This is a genomic window from Sulfurimonas sp., assembly GCF_014859695.1.
Classification (GTDB): domain Bacteria; phylum Campylobacterota; class Campylobacteria; order Campylobacterales; family Sulfurimonadaceae; genus Sulfurimonas.
Genome location: NZ_JACUTS010000048.1, coordinates 1 through 14,449, shown reverse-complemented (window position 1 = coordinate 14,449; position 14,449 = coordinate 1). Strand labels below are relative to the sequence as shown.

Annotated in this window: 20 protein-coding genes and 5 tRNA genes; 10 read left to right on the top strand and 15 right to left on the bottom strand. The window is 35.0% G+C overall.

All coding sequences use genetic code 11. The features are described from left to right. Nucleotides 1–153 precede the first annotated feature (153 nt). Nucleotides 154–1,599: an alanine/glycine:cation symporter family protein gene (locus IBX42_RS08655; protein ID WP_294931767.1), complete on the bottom strand. Its 1,446-nt coding sequence runs from the start codon at nucleotides 1,597–1,599 to the stop codon at nucleotides 154–156. Between the two features lie 172 nt (nucleotides 1,600–1,771). Here IBX42_RS08655 and IBX42_RS08650 point away from each other — a divergent pair. From IBX42_RS08650 to IBX42_RS08625, 6 genes are all read left to right on the top strand, one after another. Next, nucleotides 1,772–1,849: transfer RNA gene (locus IBX42_RS08650), tRNA-Pro, on the top strand. A gap of 28 nt (nucleotides 1,850–1,877) precedes the next feature. After that, nucleotides 1,878–1,954: transfer RNA gene (locus IBX42_RS08645), tRNA-His, on the top strand. A 44-nt stretch (nucleotides 1,955–1,998) separates the two neighbouring features. Continuing rightward, a tRNA-Arg gene (locus IBX42_RS08640) sits at nucleotides 1,999–2,075 on the top strand. A 14-nt stretch (nucleotides 2,076–2,089) separates the two neighbouring features. Further along, nucleotides 2,090–2,166, top strand: a tRNA-Arg gene (locus IBX42_RS08635). Between the two features lie 44 nt (nucleotides 2,167–2,210). Then, nucleotides 2,211–2,295 (top strand) — tRNA-Leu (locus IBX42_RS08630). Between the two features lie 427 nt (nucleotides 2,296–2,722). Continuing rightward, complete coding sequence (locus IBX42_RS08625; RefSeq protein ID WP_294931764.1) at nucleotides 2,723–3,910, top strand: replication initiation protein; 1,188 nt, start codon at nucleotides 2,723–2,725, stop codon at nucleotides 3,908–3,910. A 174-nt stretch (nucleotides 3,911–4,084) separates the two neighbouring features. Here the strand turns inward: IBX42_RS08625 and IBX42_RS08620 are convergent, their stop codons facing one another. Continuing rightward, on the bottom strand, nucleotides 4,085–5,587 hold the full coding sequence (locus tag IBX42_RS08620; protein WP_294931761.1) for an SEL1-like repeat protein: 1,503 nt from the start codon (nucleotides 5,585–5,587) through the stop codon (nucleotides 4,085–4,087). Between the two features lie 23 nt (nucleotides 5,588–5,610). Then, nucleotides 5,611–5,853: a hypothetical protein gene (locus tag IBX42_RS08615; RefSeq protein ID WP_294931758.1), complete on the bottom strand. Its 243-nt coding sequence runs from the start codon at nucleotides 5,851–5,853 to the stop codon at nucleotides 5,611–5,613. Between the two features lie 122 nt (nucleotides 5,854–5,975). Here IBX42_RS08615 and IBX42_RS08610 point away from each other — a divergent pair, with 122 nt between their 5' ends. Continuing rightward, the gene (locus IBX42_RS08610; protein ID WP_294931755.1) at nucleotides 5,976–6,227 is read left to right on the top strand and encodes a helix-turn-helix transcriptional regulator; all 252 of its coding nucleotides are present in this window, start codon (nucleotides 5,976–5,978) and stop codon (nucleotides 6,225–6,227) included. Between the two features lie 27 nt (nucleotides 6,228–6,254). Here IBX42_RS08610 and IBX42_RS08605 read toward each other — a convergent pair whose 3' ends face one another. The 7 genes from IBX42_RS08605 to IBX42_RS08575 all read right to left on the bottom strand — a co-directional run bounded on the left by IBX42_RS08605 (nucleotide 6,255) and on the right by IBX42_RS08575 (nucleotide 8,829). Further along, nucleotides 6,255–6,548 carry a hypothetical protein gene (locus IBX42_RS08605; protein ID WP_294931753.1) on the bottom strand — a complete coding sequence of 98 codons (294 nt, stop codon included), beginning with the start codon at nucleotides 6,546–6,548 and terminating at the stop codon, nucleotides 6,255–6,257. Between the two features lie 16 nt (nucleotides 6,549–6,564). Then, entirely contained in the window at nucleotides 6,565–6,735 is a 171-nt protein-coding gene (locus tag IBX42_RS08600; RefSeq protein ID WP_294931750.1) for a hypothetical protein, read from the bottom strand. Nucleotides 6,736–6,737: 2 nt separating this feature from the next. Continuing rightward, nucleotides 6,738–7,013, bottom strand: a complete 276-nt coding sequence (locus IBX42_RS08595) for a hypothetical protein (protein ID WP_294931747.1) — start codon at nucleotides 7,011–7,013, stop codon at nucleotides 6,738–6,740. Nucleotides 7,014–7,106: 93 nt separating this feature from the next. Then, a complete protein-coding gene (locus IBX42_RS08590) occupies nucleotides 7,107–7,535 on the bottom strand; it encodes a hypothetical protein (protein WP_294931744.1) in 429 nt (142 codons plus the stop codon). A gap of 75 nt (nucleotides 7,536–7,610) precedes the next feature. Then, nucleotides 7,611–8,108 (bottom strand): NYN domain-containing protein, encoded by a 498-nt coding sequence (locus tag IBX42_RS08585; protein WP_294931741.1) that lies wholly within the window; start codon nucleotides 8,106–8,108, stop codon nucleotides 7,611–7,613. A gap of 7 nt (nucleotides 8,109–8,115) precedes the next feature. Next, on the bottom strand, nucleotides 8,116–8,475 hold the full coding sequence (locus IBX42_RS08580) for a hypothetical protein (protein ID WP_294931738.1): 360 nt from the start codon (nucleotides 8,473–8,475) through the stop codon (nucleotides 8,116–8,118). Nucleotides 8,476–8,592: 117 nt separating this feature from the next. Further along, a complete protein-coding gene (locus tag IBX42_RS08575) occupies nucleotides 8,593–8,829 on the bottom strand; it encodes a hypothetical protein (RefSeq protein WP_294931735.1) in 237 nt (78 codons plus the stop codon). A 266-nt stretch (nucleotides 8,830–9,095) separates the two neighbouring features. On the opposite strand from IBX42_RS08575, the gene IBX42_RS08570 reads away from it, so the two are divergent. Continuing rightward, a complete protein-coding gene (locus IBX42_RS08570; RefSeq protein ID WP_294931732.1) occupies nucleotides 9,096–9,332 on the top strand; it encodes an HTH domain-containing protein in 237 nt (78 codons plus the stop codon). A gap of 10 nt (nucleotides 9,333–9,342) precedes the next feature. On the opposite strand, the gene IBX42_RS08565 is transcribed toward IBX42_RS08570, so the two are convergent. The 5 genes from IBX42_RS08565 to IBX42_RS08545 form a co-directional block, all read right to left on the bottom strand. Continuing rightward, on the bottom strand, nucleotides 9,343–10,272 hold the full coding sequence (locus IBX42_RS08565) for a hypothetical protein (RefSeq protein ID WP_294931729.1): 930 nt from the start codon (nucleotides 10,270–10,272) through the stop codon (nucleotides 9,343–9,345). Between the two features lie 598 nt (nucleotides 10,273–10,870). Next, nucleotides 10,871–11,194, bottom strand: a complete 324-nt coding sequence (locus IBX42_RS08560; RefSeq protein WP_294931726.1) for a hypothetical protein — start codon at nucleotides 11,192–11,194, stop codon at nucleotides 10,871–10,873. Continuing rightward, nucleotides 11,191–11,559, bottom strand: coding sequence for a hypothetical protein (locus tag IBX42_RS08555; RefSeq protein WP_294931723.1), 369 nt, complete (start codon nucleotides 11,557–11,559; stop codon nucleotides 11,191–11,193). Before IBX42_RS08555 ends, IBX42_RS08560 begins: the two co-directional genes overlap by 4 nt. Further along, nucleotides 11,549–12,049, bottom strand: coding sequence for a hypothetical protein (locus IBX42_RS08550; RefSeq protein ID WP_294931722.1), 501 nt, complete (start codon nucleotides 12,047–12,049; stop codon nucleotides 11,549–11,551). The genes IBX42_RS08555 and IBX42_RS08550 overlap by 11 nt, the downstream gene beginning before the upstream one ends. Continuing rightward, nucleotides 12,042–12,314 (bottom strand): hypothetical protein, encoded by a 273-nt coding sequence (locus IBX42_RS08545; RefSeq protein ID WP_294931718.1) that lies wholly within the window; start codon nucleotides 12,312–12,314, stop codon nucleotides 12,042–12,044. The genes IBX42_RS08550 and IBX42_RS08545 overlap by 8 nt, the downstream gene beginning before the upstream one ends. 417 nt (nucleotides 12,315–12,731) lie before the next feature. On the opposite strand from IBX42_RS08545, the gene IBX42_RS08540 reads away from it, so the two are divergent. Together IBX42_RS08540 and IBX42_RS08535 are read left to right on the top strand one after the other, a co-directional pair. Beyond that, complete coding sequence (locus IBX42_RS08540) at nucleotides 12,732–13,319, top strand: restriction endonuclease subunit S (RefSeq protein WP_294931716.1); 588 nt, start codon at nucleotides 12,732–12,734, stop codon at nucleotides 13,317–13,319. A 4-nt stretch (nucleotides 13,320–13,323) separates the two neighbouring features. Next, nucleotides 13,324–14,449: class I SAM-dependent DNA methyltransferase (locus tag IBX42_RS08535; protein WP_294931713.1), on the top strand; the 1,126-nt coding region annotated here is incomplete at its 3' end.

Here is a 14,449-nt window from a genome sequence, read left to right as displayed (position 1 = left end):
CTAATTGCGACTCATCAGAAGCCATCATAAAAGCGTCCATTATATATCTAAATGAGAGCGTATGAACCTCGCCGTTTACATCAAAGTCAATCTCAGAGTCAGGATTGATATTGTTCTGTGCTAAAAACTCTAGGCACTTCTTTTTGATTTCACTCATCTAATCGCCTCATCATCAAGCTCACCGCTTTTTAGTTTCCTAAGATAAATGTCAAGCTGCTTTTTGACATCGCCACCGAGGATAAAAAGTCCCAAGATGTTTGGAAGCGCCATTGCAAGAAGAAGCATAAAGCTGAAATCCACCAGCAATCCGGTGCTTACAACAGTTCCAACGATAGTTAAAGATAAAAACATAATTTTATAAATGATGGAGAGTTTTGGGCCAAAAAGATAGACCCATGCTCTCTCACCGTAGTATGACCAAGAGATCATGGTAGAAAAAGCAAAAAGAGTAATGCTTACAGAGAGAATTGCGGGGAACCAGTCAATAACGGTTCCATAAGCCGCACTCGTAAGAGCTGCACCCTGCTTTGCTTCAATAAGAGCCGCATAAGCTCCATCATGCGCATAAACACCTGTTATGACTATCACAAGTGCTGTCATGGTACAGATGACTATAGTGTCTATAAAAGGTTCATAAAGAGCAACAAGCCCTTGTCTTACCGGGTACTTTGTCTTTACGGGGGCATGAGCAACAGGAGAGGAGCCGATCCCTGCTTCGCTTGAGAAAACCGCTCTTTGAAACCCCTGTATAAGAGAGCCGATAACACCGCCGTAAATAGCACTCGTTGAAAAGGCCTCCGTAAATATAATGCTAATGGCATCGTCTATCTTCTCAAAATGAACTCCTAAAATCCATAGAGATGCCGAGATGTATATAATAGCCATGAAAGGCACGAGAGTTTCGGTAATTTTGGCGATTCTGGTAACACCGCCGATAATGACAAAGCCCACCAAAGATGCGATTATAATTCCAAATACTATAGGAAACTCTTGAAAAAACGGTACTTCTTGAGAGATGGCGCTAAGAGCTTGTGAAACCTGAAAAGTATTCCCCCCGCCTATCGCTCCTCCAATCATAAATACGGCAAAAACCACCGCCAAAACTTTACCAAATTTTGCATAACCCTTTTTTGCCAAACCTTTTGAGAGGTACTCCATTGCACCGCCCATAACGGTGCCGTCTTTTAAAAATTCTCTATATTGAAGTGAAAGTGTTACTTCTGTAAACTTTAGGCTCATTCCCAAAAAACCGGCAACAATCATCCAAAAAGTAGCTCCCGGACCTCCGATTGCGATGGCAAGAGCAACGCCTGCAATATTACCAAGCCCGACCGTTGCGCTCAGTGCTGTGGTAAGAGCTCCAAAAGATGAGATTTGCCCTACATCATCAATAGTCCTGTATCTGCCCCTAATAATGTCAAATGAGTGCCTAAGCATCCTCAAATTTATAAATCTTGTTAAAAAAGTAAGGTAAACGCCGCCGGAGATAAGCCAAATCACTAAAAATGGTAAATTTACTCCATCTACGGTTCCAAACAAAATATCAAAGAAGAGAACCGTTTCTAAAAAGGAGTTGATACTACTAAATACTTCACCCAAAATTAACCCTTTAAAACCGTAATTTTGTATTGTAACAAACTAATCTTAATCTCTTTTTGTACCACTTTGCACAAAGTTTATAAATATGCGAAAAAACTATTGACATTTTAATCGTTATTGACTATAATTTCGCCTCATTAATCAGCTCCCGAGTTGTTTTAATGTTGTAAGTCGGGGTGTAGCTCAGTATGGTTAGAGTACCTGGTTTGGGACCAGGGGGCCGAAGGTTCGAGTCCTTTCACCCCGACCACTTTTTATATTTTAATGTTAACAGTATGGTGGGATTAGCTCAGTTGGTTAGAGCACTGGTTTGTGGTGCCGGGGGTCACGGGTTCGAGCCCCGCATCCCACCCCATAAATTAAAATATAAAAAACTTAATAAAAATAATAATTATTGTGGCGTTCGTGGCTCAACTGGATAGAGTTTCGGACTTCGGATCCGACGGTTATAGGTTCGAATCCTATCGGGCGCACCATTTTTATAATGAATGCGCTCTTAGCTCAGCTGGATAGAGCAATGCCCTTCTAAGGCATCGGTCACACGTTCGAATCGTGTAGGGCGCACCACTTTTCAATCAATGTCTGAAGAGACATAAAACACTTATCTACATGCGGATGTGGTGAAATTGGTATACACGCCAGACTTAGGATCTGGTGCCGTAAGGTGTGGAGGTTCAAGTCCTCTCATCCGCACCATTGCCCTAAAACAGGGAACTTCAAAGACTTTTCAAAAAGTCAAAATCTTCAAAAACAACTAAAGCGGGTACGGTCTAGGGTACTGTTTTATAACTTCTTAAAATTAAATTCTTTTTCAAACTAATCAAAAACTTTAAGCAAAAATCTTCACAAAATCAAATTTTCATTATTCTATATTACGCCATATAACTCCACATATGTAAAAATGCAAATTATGCTCTTATGGTATTTTGGCTTGAACTCGTCTAAAATTTGACTTATATTAAATCTCAGAATTTAAGGGGTTTGATAAAGTTAGATACGCCGAGAGAGCATCAACCACGAAGTTTTCTCTCTCTATCAAAAGAAGATTAAAACTTTATAGCATAAAAGCTTTATTCTCTCTTAGTGTCTTTCATTAATTCAACATCAAGATCAATATTAAAAAATGAAAGATTTTATAAAAAAAGACGAACTAAACCGTACCCTCAAGCGCTTCAGTAAGATAAGACTTTACCATACTCATGGATGGATAAATATCCTGCCTATAAAATACCTCAAGAAAAATCCCAAAAAATATAATCAAATACAACTCAACACAGACACACACTACAACGCAATAATGATGGATATCGACGACGAAGAGCTCTTGACGGAATGGAATGCCGTCGGACTACCATGTCCTACGATACAAACTCTAAATAGACATAATAACAAAGCTCATCTTGTTTGGCTTCTTAATGTGCCGGTAAGCAAGAAAAATAAAAAAGCCATCAAATACTATAAAGATATTGTAAATAGCATTAAGATACTTATAGGTGCGGATAAAGCTTACCAAAATCACCAGACTAAGAATTTCCTCAACGAAGAGCTATATAGGGTTACCTATAATGATCTAGCATATGACCTGGCGGATTTTAAGAACTATATTATAAGAGATAGCAAATATATCGTAGAAAATGATAAAAATAACGAATATGAAAGCACAGGTAGCAGACATATAGACCTTTTTAACGAGTTAAGACACTATGGCTATACAATTGCAAAATATAAAAATCTACAAGAGAAACTTGAAAAAAGAGCGGAATTTCTCAATGAACAATTTGATGAGCCGATAAATCCAAAGTCTATTATCAAAAGTGTGTTGCACTTTTGTGAAGAGAACGCAAAAAACTTCAAAGTCTCCGCCAAAGGCAAACCAAGTGCGATGAAGTTCAAAAAGATAAAAAATCTTTCTCCGAAAAAATTCAAAACAGAAGTAAAAAAGAGACAAAGAAGATCTGCTGCAAGAACAGCGGATATCAAACGCCTTAAAACAGCGTCAAAAATAAAAGCCGCCATAGAATCTCTTTTAAGACAAAAGATAAAATTAACCTACTTAAGCATCGCAAAACAAGCAAAAATAGCACTTAGAACAGTTAAAAATCACACGAAGATAGTTAGGTTTTTCACTCAAAAAATCAATGGTGCAATTAGCTCTATAAGGATAATAGCACTTGAAGCGGGCGGAGCCAGCATCTCACCGTTAAAGTGCTTAATGAGAGATATTACAATCGATTCTATAAAGGCAGATAAATACGCAAGAGAAAAAAACTATTGGCCAATAGTAGCCTTGACGATAAGTTGTCAAATATAATAGCTCCCGGATTGATAAGTGAAAAATAGTGTACTACAAACTTTGCCGGTAGTGTTGTAGTGTTCAATATTCTATGTCAACATCGGATAATTCCTAAAATTGTATCATAAATCTAAAGCTTCATCAAGTCGTCCCTCGAAGTGGATGGCTAGTTGAGAGATTGTCAAGTTCATTTTAAAGCTGAGATTCTTCCTGTTTTTTCTTCAGCATTTTTTCATTATTCGTTGTTGTCGTGAATTCCGACATAAGTTTTTTATCAATGTATTGTAATGTCGTTTGAAATCCAATATGCAGAGCTTTGAGTTCGATAATTGTATTGCCCTCTACAAATTTTGCGTATTTGTCTCCAACGAAAGGAATGTTTTTATCCACTAATGTATATTTGTGGGACAAAGATGAATACAAATCATCAAATTTTTCTTTTGGAAGTGTAAGAAGTACCCCTTGAAGCTTTTCGCTTTGTGAGAAAATCAGTTTCGCTTCTTTGAGCCCATCAAAATGAAGCTGATCAACCTTTATAAAGATCATCTTTCCATTACTATATTTGTTAATCCCCGCATCTTCATATAAAGGGTATTTTTTTATGCTTTCCGAATAAGTAGCTTCGTCTATTTTCAGTCCAAATGGCGCTGGATTTACAGAAACTGTAGACATATTTTTTAAATTGTTTTGTGCAACAACACTCCCTTGAGCAATAGCTTTTTTGTACCAAAATTGTGCATTCTTTATATCACCTGTTTCTTCATAAAGTATCCCCAATGCAACTTCTGCATTAACAAAACCTTGACTTGCTGATTGCATTAAAAGAGACATAGCTTTATTCGTATCTTGTTGCACACCTTTGCCCGATCCGTACATTCCACCCAATCGGAATTGAGCAGAAGCATTATTTTTTTCTGCCGCTTTTTCAAACCACTTTTTAGCCTCTAAATAATCGACCTTCCCAAGGAAGCCTTGATAGCTTATTTCACCCAATGTAGTTTGCGCCGTATCATCACCCTTATCGGCTGCCTTTTTCATCCAAGAATAGCTCTTTTTATAATCTTGTTTGATGCCAGCAGTGCCATTATAATAGAGTGAACCTATATTGCGCATTGCTATTGCCGAACCTTGTTCGGCAGCCTTTTGATACCATTTTAAAGCACTTTTCCCATCGACTGGTACACCTTTTCCTTTCTCATAAAGTATTCCCATCGAATTTGACGCATTCGCATTACCATCTTTAGATCCACTTTTATAATATTTGATAGCTTTATTATAATCTTGTTCAACTCCCTGACCGTATTCATATAGATATCCAACACTAAACGCTGATTCCCCATCGTTTTGTTTAGCTGCTCTTTTCCAATAATCCAATGACTTTCTATAGTCTTGTGTTGCTCCTTCGCCATTATAGTACATCAATCCTAGATAATATAATGCATTGACATCATCTTTTAAAGCTGCTTTTTCCCAATAATTTTTGGCATTAAGCATATCCTTCTTAACACCCAATCCATTTGCATAAATGCGACCTAACTCTGTTTGTGCTTGGGTATCACCTTTGTCGGACAACTCATTGAATATTGACATAGCTTTTTTATACTCTTTATTATTTAGCGCTTGCATAGCGGTGTTATAATCATTTGCAAGCAAACCTATTGATAATAAGATACTTAAAATTAATACTTTGAACATTTAAATCCTCCACTTATATATAGCTATTTTTTTAAAATTAATTTGAATGCAGGATTGAGGGAGTGGCTAATCGAAATTAACTCCGTCTTAATAGCTTCCGCATTAAGTTCAGCTTGTTCACGCATTTCTGCTTTTTTAGCATTAATCTCTTCAAGCTCATCTTCTGTATAAGGAATAATGCCTCTTCTTTTTAGCTCTCGCTCTTCTCTTTCAATATCTCTTCTTTTTTTCTCAATCCACAATTTATCTTCTTCTGAAAGTGCCATTTTAGATTCCTATTTATTTTTTTACTGCAAGTCTACAAAAAAAATACCTTTAATGTTCTATAGAACATTTCAAAACAATTCTAACAACTATAAACTTATACATACTTTACCTATAGGACATTATGCATATTTTGAATGATTTGACTCCAGCAGAACTAGAAAATTTCTATCGAAATATTGGGAAAAATGTCAAAAATGCAAGAAAAGAAAAAAAGATTTCTCAAATGCAGTTAGCACTAGCTATAGGTCATAACTCTGTTGGACACATTGCAAAAGCCGAGCTTTATAAATACGACAAACATTTTAGTCTAGAGCAGCTTTTAAAAATTTCCCGTGTTTTAGATGTCTCTTTACATGATTTGATACCGAAGTAAAAAATATTACGACAACTATATTAACCTCTACTCGCTCTCATCCTCTACTCTGCAAAGTCTAATCTCTAAGAGCATATCATCTCTTTTAAAGTACTCCTTTTTATAGATCTCCCAGTTGCTGTTTTTACTCACAAGCATCTTTTGGTTATTGGCAATGCCGGTTGAGCAAAGGAGCGTCTTTTGATTTGCAAATGCCTCTATTTTTTCATCCATATCGAATGAGTTCATATAATTAATGCCTAGTTTTAGCAGATATGCGATTCCCATAAATATGCTTCCAACGATAACTATGATCACCAAACTCTCTAAAAAACGCTTCATCTCTTTGTCTCCTTTGTTAAAACAGCTTCATAAAAAGCTCTCTAATCTTGCGGTATCGCTCATACTTTACTATTACGACTACTACACCTATAAATATACCGATCCCTAGATAGAGAAGCAGCGGCGGCTCATTTGAAGGCGGAAAAAACTCTCTTATAAGTATCAGTGTATCTTGATTTAAAACCATTGCTATTCTCTTTCATTACACCTAGATATGGAAACTATCTTGTCTTCTTTGACAAACTCATCTTTTTCTATGCTCCAACCGTTTTTTTTGCTTACCAAAAAACTATCATGACCGTCTCTACATATAAACTCTTGATTGCTCTGCAAAAAAGCCTTTTTCTTATCGTCATTATCTAGCTCTAAGATGTATCCGAACACTTTAAAAAACGCTAATAGCATAAGAAGAACAACTCCTATTACTACTGCTGCTACAACTATATTTTCTGCTATTTTTTTCACTCTTACACCTTTTTGATTTTTTATAGTCTCTTGTATAGAAGCGTTTTTAAAAACATCAAAGCGCTAAATACAAGAAGCACTGTTTGGAGCTGCTTAGGCATCATTTTTTAACTCACTTTTATCTCGAGCAAACTCATGAGAGATAACCTTCTCTCTTTGGATGATGCAGTACTCCTTGTATCTACAGATATATCTAGAGTGCACTTCTCTTTTATGCACTCCCGAAACCGTATATGTTCCAAAGAGCCAGAAGAGTGAGCTTTTCTTTATTAGCTCTTGTGGGTGCTTGCAGAGAAGCTTTTCATAATCACTCCCCATGGCGCTGTGTTCGTTGTAGATTGTCTGTCTCCCCTCTATGGTATAGATGCCATTCTCATCCAAGGAGAGCGTTGCATCGAAAAAAACACTATGCATCTCTTTATGCCCTATATGGTAAAAACGCTCACCTGTAGGATTTACAAGTATCTCTCTGTTGTGCTCATCTATTAAGATGTTTACATTGCTGTAGAGTATTTTTGACATTGGCTCTCCTTGCTTCTTTGATATAGTGTAATTGTAAGATATTGGAGTGCGGGCGTTGTTTCGCTCTTTTTATTTTTAAAGCTCAAACCTGCTAAGTGTGATAAGTTTTAGATTTTTATCACATAGGTTCATCTTCATGGCTATGCGTTTTTTATTGGCGTCTTGCATGATCCAAGTAAGTTTTTTACGCTCAGAGAGTATCTTTTTGCCAATATCCACAAAGTCGCTGTCAGAGGAGATAAATATAAACTCATCATACTCTTTGAGGATTCTGTAGACACTCTTTATCTTCGTGTCGCTATCGCTCTTATGCGCCCTTAAAACTTCAAACCCTTCTCTATGCATCGATTTTAGTTTAGAGTGTTTTATAGGGTTGGTAGTTATGATAAATGAACGCTCTGGTGCGAACTTGAGTGAGTTTTTTATTTTTGGAAGATGGCTGTAAGGGATATTCTCCAGATCCCAAAGCAGCAATGCTTTTTCTCTATAGTTGCCGCTTCCCCAAGTTACCTCTTTTATAACATCTTCATCAATGGCTTGAAAATAGTTCTCAAAACAAAAAAATGAAAACATCTACCCATTACCTCTTTTGCTCGCAGTTTATTATTTCTAAAAGCAGATCCTCTTTTTTAAAATAGCTATCCTCATAAACACTCCATCCCTCTTTTATAGAGACAAGATAGTGCTCCTTCTTTTTAAACGCTCCGGTTTCACAGATAAAAGAGTTCTCGTCATAAAACGCTCTTCTTTTCTCTTTAACGGCACTGTTGTCATAGAGCGCAAAGAGATAGGAGAGTATGGTTACAAATACAAAGGAGCCCATAAAGATAAAGGGTATCGTCCGTAGTGATGGTTTTTGATTCTTTTTTAAAGCCGAGAAGTGCAGCAGCACCAATGTAAAACCAAGGATGATTGAGAGTTTAAAGATTTCAAGAGCCACGCCATCGCCTTCTTTTATTTTTATAAAAAGTATAAGAAATGCGTGTGAAAGCGTGGTTGCGTTTTAGAGGGGGCAGAATATGTTTAAATGAATTGAGGTTTTAAAAGAGAGTGTGGACTACTTTTTTACACTCTCTATCTTTTGGCAGATCTCAGTCATAACATACTCAAGCTTTTTTGCTTTTTCGTAGTAGTCCAGAAACGGTTCTACCCAGTTTGGGATTACTAAAGGCTTGCCTTCTCTCTTTACTCCCCAATTGTTGATTGTTGAATAGGGAACTCTGCATATTTCGGAGAAATATTGTTTTGAGATTTCAAGCTCTTTTAACCTTAGAATAAATTGCTCTTTTGTCATAAAACACCTTTTTGTACTATATTTGGATAATTTTACCATATAAAATACTAATATAGCAACTTAGTTCTTGACATAATCTGCATATTAGTATATAATTTGTCATATGAATACTAATATAGGATAAAAGGAGCAAGAGATGAGAAAAGCAAGACACTTAACAAAAGAATACAGATATACAATCTTTGTACTCACAATAGAACTTTTGGTGAGTATTACTCAAGCACTGCCGCTTTTAAGTAACGCTGCATAATGAAAGGAGTTTTACTATGGCACAAAAATCATATGACAAAGCACTCTTTAGACTTATCTCCATACTCACTATGCTCACTAAAGACGAAAGACCGACTATCTCATCTTTGGCAGAGGAGTTTAACGTTTCTAAGAGAACAATCCAGACAGATATTTATCAAAGACTCTGTGGCTGGGATATCACCAAAGATAAATTTGGGAGGCTTGTTTTTAGGGATGGGGTTAATATTTTTTTAAACTTTAATAAAAAATGACAGGATTACTTTATCCACCTAGATAATGCTCCGTAATACTTGCTCTAAAATGCTTCATCTCCCAACTTACACCTTGTAGAGCTTGTTCATATGAATAGCCATGTTTTTGATATTCTCGGACTCTGTTTTGAGCGAATGTCCATCGAAAGCCGTGCGAACCTTTTGGGTCTATATTGAGCTTTTTACATGTCTCTCTTATATCATCAACATAGTCTTGGTATCGAATTTTAAAAACAGTTGTTTTGGAATGTATAAAATAATCTTCAAGTTGCTTGTATATTTTTGGCGAGAGCAAGACATCTCCAACTTTTCCACCTTTTTCTTTTGTTTCAATGACACCCACTTGTTTGTTTGAGATCTCATCTGTTTTATATCCTTTAAGTTGCTCTTTTCTTATCAAAGTCACACCTTCACTTCTTGCTCCACCTTCTAGCTGGATAGTAACTGCTAGTTTATGCTCTAAGGTAGATAAATTGCCAATTATTTCCTGCGGGTTTTGATAGACACGGTTTTTATAATTATTGGCGACTAATTTAAGGTCTCTTGCCTGATCGAGAATATCTTGTCTAATTCTAAAATCATAACTTATTGGATTATTTGAATATTTGGTATTTGAATATTTATTAAATGCTGTCTCCAGCTTTCCAAGAGCAGCTGTAATCTTTTCAAGATACTGTTTTGAAGGGTAATATTCAATTTTGTACTCTATGTATGCCTGTACATGTTCTGCTGTGATAAGTTCACAGTTTTTAAGTTTAAAGTGTTCTGCAAGATAGTCAAAAAAATTGTTCCAAACACTGCGATAGGTCTCCATTGTTTTATAAGAGGCTACGGCTTGATAATGAGAATGTGTAGGATCAATTCGATCTTTCTTTTTTGCACCTGCTACAAATATTGCCTTTGCAAGTTCAGCACTTTGGTAGTAAACACTTCCTCTCATAAAGATCCTTTTTTTGAATTAGATTAAAAGTTTTCCTGTCTCTATATACAGGTATGCGTTGAGTTCATCTGCTTTTTGTTTTTCTTTGAAAGCTTCAAACAAATATTTGGAGGAGATAGCCCAAACACTATTTTATTTTTACAGGTTAAATCCTGGCTTTTTTGGCTTCACAGCTTTGAAAAGAACTGGTAACTTTGCGCTTATAAGCGCTTCACGGTTTTGATTGGTTCTATCAAAAAGACACCGGTAAACATCTCGATACAACTTAGCCTTAGACATTGGGCTAAACAATGCTTGTTTTGTGAACAAGGGTTTTTAAAAAAATAAGTGTAACAATTATTTTGTAAAGTATTTACGTGTGAAAGAAAAAAAGTTTGGCTCAAATTTTTTTTCACCCGTTTCCTATTTTTTTGCCAAATATCTAAAAAGGTTTACTGCACGGAGATATGCGAGTACTGAATTTACAAAAGTAAAAAATTGATTTTACAGAGGAGTTTACGTTAGTTTACAAAAGAGTTTACAAATTTTTGCAATAACTATGACAAAGATTCTTTGATTTAGAGGTGACACCCTTTTAAGGAGCCACCAAAGAAATACTTTAAACTGATAATTTGCAGAATGCCTTTACCACTTCATTGAGCATATGCTTAGCAAAATGATCATGCACTAAAACAAGTGAATCTAGATTCTCACTCGCAAAATCATTTTTCAAAGTTTTTTTAATCATCAAGTAGACTAAAGAACGAGGGTAAAAACGCTTCAAGCGATAAACAGACAAATAGTATAGATGTTTGCCTTTGGATAGATTATCAAGCGGATTAAAGTAGCTTTTTAGAAACTCCGACTCCTCCTTTGTTAATTTTGAGCCTGTTATGTTTTCAAATAGCGAACGATGTTCTTCGTAAAGCCATGCTCTTCTCATGATTTTTTCTCCTTTCGTTTTAAAATATTTTTTAGTTTTACTATCTCGTTTTCGAGCTGCTCTCTTATTTCGCATATTCTATTTAAGCTATTTATTCGAGCGTTGATTGCTTGCATTTCATCATCGATATGCTTAAAATTTTCGATAATTTCAACCTGAACCATTGGCTGAATATTGATTGCTTCAATTTTAGCGTTTAATACTTTTTCGGAATATTTTTTATAAAGTTCAATCTGCTCATTAAATTTGGAAGCATATTTTTCAAATATATGATTCGAGATTGCATCCAAAAAATAAATTGAACCAACCATAGTAAAAACAAATATGAGCATATAGATAATAATATCTTTATATTCAATTTCCATTTTCTACCTCCTTCCATACGTGAGCTATGTAAGTGTGAGAAACTTCGAATCTGTGTTTGTATTTGAGATATTTTGAAATTTCCCGAAAGCTAAAATCTTGGTTTTTGAGTTTAATTACTACTGACCATAGGTTGAGCAGCTTTTCTCTTTTTACTTTAGCTTTAACCTTTTTAAACTGTTTTACTGAAAAATCTGAAGATTTTTCCAGCTCTTTTAGACTTAAGCTTTTGTTCTTTTTCTTAAGCCGTGACTCCAAGTCGTAATAATGTTTGATTGCCATATAAAAGGCAACCAAAGGAACTATCTCCTGATCTTCAACAAGCTTTGCATATTTGAAAAACTGGTTCTTTTGCTCTTTAAAAATATCAATTTTTACGAGATGATTTTGCCGAGCATACCATTTGTCGAGTTGCAAGACTGTTGCTAAAGAGAGCTTTGTTATAGAAACAAAGCTCTCTTCTAAAATATCTATATTATTACTATTAGCCATTACGTACCTCCCTTAAATCTAATAATTCGCTCTTTCTGTAGCGCAGAAAGCTTCCTCTCCCATAATTGGTAATTCTACCTTCGTATTCAAGCTTCTTTATCATCTGTTTTTCACAGCTTATGACTTCAGCAGCCTCCTCTTTTGTTATCAATCTGTCATTACAAGATAAAGAATCAATTTTTTTAAGTATTTCCTTGTGATTCATTTCTATCATGTGTTCTAAACAAACAATTAGATCCTTAAGTTCTTGGATGTCTCTGTTCATTTGATTTCCTCGTGTTAGTAGTCGCATGGCCAAACGCTTCAGACATTTTTTAATAAATAGAATTTACTTGAAAAAAAGAGGTGTGGTTTTGTGTGTATAAATTTAGCTACTAAAAAGCTTGTATCTTTTTTTTAACAAGCAAAAGCCCAATAAAAAGGCGTTTTTAGAAAAGTTAGCGTAATTTGACAATGTTGACAATAAAGAGATGTAGCGATTTTTTAACAGTATTTAGCTCTTAAAAATGGTAAGAAAAAGTTACAGATTTTATTTTGAAGGAAAGTTTCCTAAAATATTGAAAAGTATTATTATATAAATAGTACATAATAATTTGACTTTCTTTTTTTAAAACGATATACTTTTGCTTAAGATGTATTATTTCATTTATAATACAAATTAAAATTTTAAGGGTGTGCTTTTATGGTAATAAAACTAAGTGACATAGCAGAAGTAAAAACTGGATTGGTTCTCAGCAGAAAAAAAGCTGATATAAGAGAACAAAATAAATTTTATTGCCGTGTTGTTTCTCTAAAGTCTTTTAATGAAGATGCCATATATAATGATACTTTTGCTGATGAGTTTATCTCAAATGAGCAGATCAAAGAAGATTATCAAGTAAAGCAAGGTGATATTCTTCTAAGACTTCGAGAACCAAACTTTGCGGTATATATAGATAAAGTGTATGAAAATCTTATATATCCATCTTTGATTGTTCGTGTCAAACTTCATGATAGTAGGTTTAATCCAAATTTCTTAGCTCATTATCTAAATAGCAACACAGTTAAAAAAGCACTTTCTTCTGAGCTATCAGGTACAACAATATCCATGATAAAAGTCGCGGATGTAAATGAGATAAAAATACCGCTTATAAATCTAGATAAGCAACAAAAAATAGTAGAATACATAAACCTTGCTCATAAAGAAAACGAGCTTTTACAAAATCTTATAGAGCAAAAACAAAAATATTCAAAAGAGATATTTGAAACATTAGCATTACAGGGAGAATAATTAAATGCAAAAAACAACTCAAAGCACGATTAACAATGTAGTATGGAAAGCTTGCGATACCTTTAGAGGTACGATGGATGGAAGTGATTATAAAGATTATGTTCTTACGATGCTATTTGTGAAGTATCTATCTGATTTTTATAAAGAGAAACTTGAACTTTTAAAAGAAGAGTATGGCGATAAAACAGACAGAATCGAAGCAAAGCTAAAAAGAGAAAAATTCAGACTTGATGAGAGTTGTACATTTGATTATCTCATAAAGCATAAAGAAGCACCAAATTTGGGCGAGATAATGAACAAAGTGCTAGAAAGAATCGAAGAGGACAATAGAGATAAACTAGATGGTATTTTTAGAAGCATAGATTTTAACAACAGAAACAAATTAGGTGATACAAAAGAGAGAAACTCCATATTAAAACATTTAATTGAAGATTTTAGTGACACAAGACTGGATCTAAGACCTTCAAGGTTAGAGGGTAATGATGTTATAGGCGATAGCTATGAATATCTTATCTCACACTTTGCAAGTGATGCAGGGAAAAAAGGGGGAGAGTTTTATACTCCAAGCGAAGTATCTACGCTTTTAGCAAAACTTGTTGAGCCAAAAGAGGGAGAGATGATCTATGACCCAACTTGCGGTTCGGGTTCACTTCTTATAAAGGCATCTAAAGAGATAGGAAGTAAAAACTTCCGTCTTTATGGGCAAGAGAAAAACGGACAAACTCATGCGCTTTGTAAGATGAATATGTTTTTGCATGAGATAAATGATGCAGTAATTGAGTGGGGAGATACGATACGAAACCCTCTTCATTTACAAGACAATCTACTTAAAACATTTGATGTAGTGGTTGCAAACCCTCCGTTTAGTCTAGATAAATGGGGAGCTGATTTTGCTGAGAATGACCCATTTATGAGATTTAATAATTATGTTATACCGCCAAAGAGCAAGGGTGACTATGCTTTTGTTATTCATATGATTAAAAGTTTAAATGAACATGGAAGAATGGGAGTAGTACTGCCTCATGGTGTACTTTTTAGAGGGGCAAGTGAAGGAAAAATCAGACAAAAGCTAATCGAGCAGAACTTACTAGATGCTATTATAGGACTACCTGCAAACCTTTTTTTTGGTA

Bases quoted from the DNA above. Each gene is read 5' to 3' on its own strand.
- IBX42_RS08610 (WP_294931755.1), top strand. From the start codon at position 5,976: ATGCATATTTTGAATGATTTGACTCCAGCAGAACTAGAAAATTTCTAT.
- IBX42_RS08570 (WP_294931732.1), top strand. From the start codon at position 9,096: ATGGCACAAAAATCATATGACAAAGCACTCTTTAGACTTATCTCCATA.
- IBX42_RS08575 (WP_294931735.1), bottom strand. From the start codon at position 8,829: ATGACAAAAGAGCAATTTATTCTAAGGTTAAAAGAGCTTGAAATCTCA.
- IBX42_RS08585 (WP_294931741.1), bottom strand. From the start codon at position 8,108: ATGTTTTCATTTTTTTGTTTTGAGAACTATTTTCAAGCCATTGATGAA.
- IBX42_RS08560 (WP_294931726.1), bottom strand. From the start codon at position 11,194: ATGAGAAGAGCATGGCTTTACGAAGAACATCGTTCGCTATTTGAAAAC.
- IBX42_RS08565 (WP_294931729.1), bottom strand. From the start codon at position 10,272: ATGAGAGGAAGTGTTTACTACCAAAGTGCTGAACTTGCAAAGGCAATA.
- IBX42_RS08545 (WP_294931718.1), bottom strand. From the start codon at position 12,314: ATGAACAGAGACATCCAAGAACTTAAGGATCTAATTGTTTGTTTAGAA.
- IBX42_RS08620 (WP_294931761.1), bottom strand. From the start codon at position 5,587: ATGTTCAAAGTATTAATTTTAAGTATCTTATTATCAATAGGTTTGCTT.
- IBX42_RS08590 (WP_294931744.1), bottom strand. From the start codon at position 7,535: ATGTCAAAAATACTCTACAGCAATGTAAACATCTTAATAGATGAGCAC.
- IBX42_RS08625 (WP_294931764.1), top strand. From the start codon at position 2,723: ATGAAAGATTTTATAAAAAAAGACGAACTAAACCGTACCCTCAAGCGC.
- IBX42_RS08555 (WP_294931723.1), bottom strand. From the start codon at position 11,559: ATGGAAATTGAATATAAAGATATTATTATCTATATGCTCATATTTGTT.
- IBX42_RS08605 (WP_294931753.1), bottom strand. From the start codon at position 6,548: ATGAAGCGTTTTTTAGAGAGTTTGGTGATCATAGTTATCGTTGGAAGC.
- IBX42_RS08540 (WP_294931716.1), top strand. From the start codon at position 12,732: ATGGTAATAAAACTAAGTGACATAGCAGAAGTAAAAACTGGATTGGTT.
- IBX42_RS08600 (WP_294931750.1), bottom strand. From the start codon at position 6,735: ATGGTTTTAAATCAAGATACACTGATACTTATAAGAGAGTTTTTTCCG.
- IBX42_RS08615 (WP_294931758.1), bottom strand. From the start codon at position 5,853: ATGGCACTTTCAGAAGAAGATAAATTGTGGATTGAGAAAAAAAGAAGA.
- IBX42_RS08550 (WP_294931722.1), bottom strand. From the start codon at position 12,049: ATGGCTAATAGTAATAATATAGATATTTTAGAAGAGAGCTTTGTTTCT.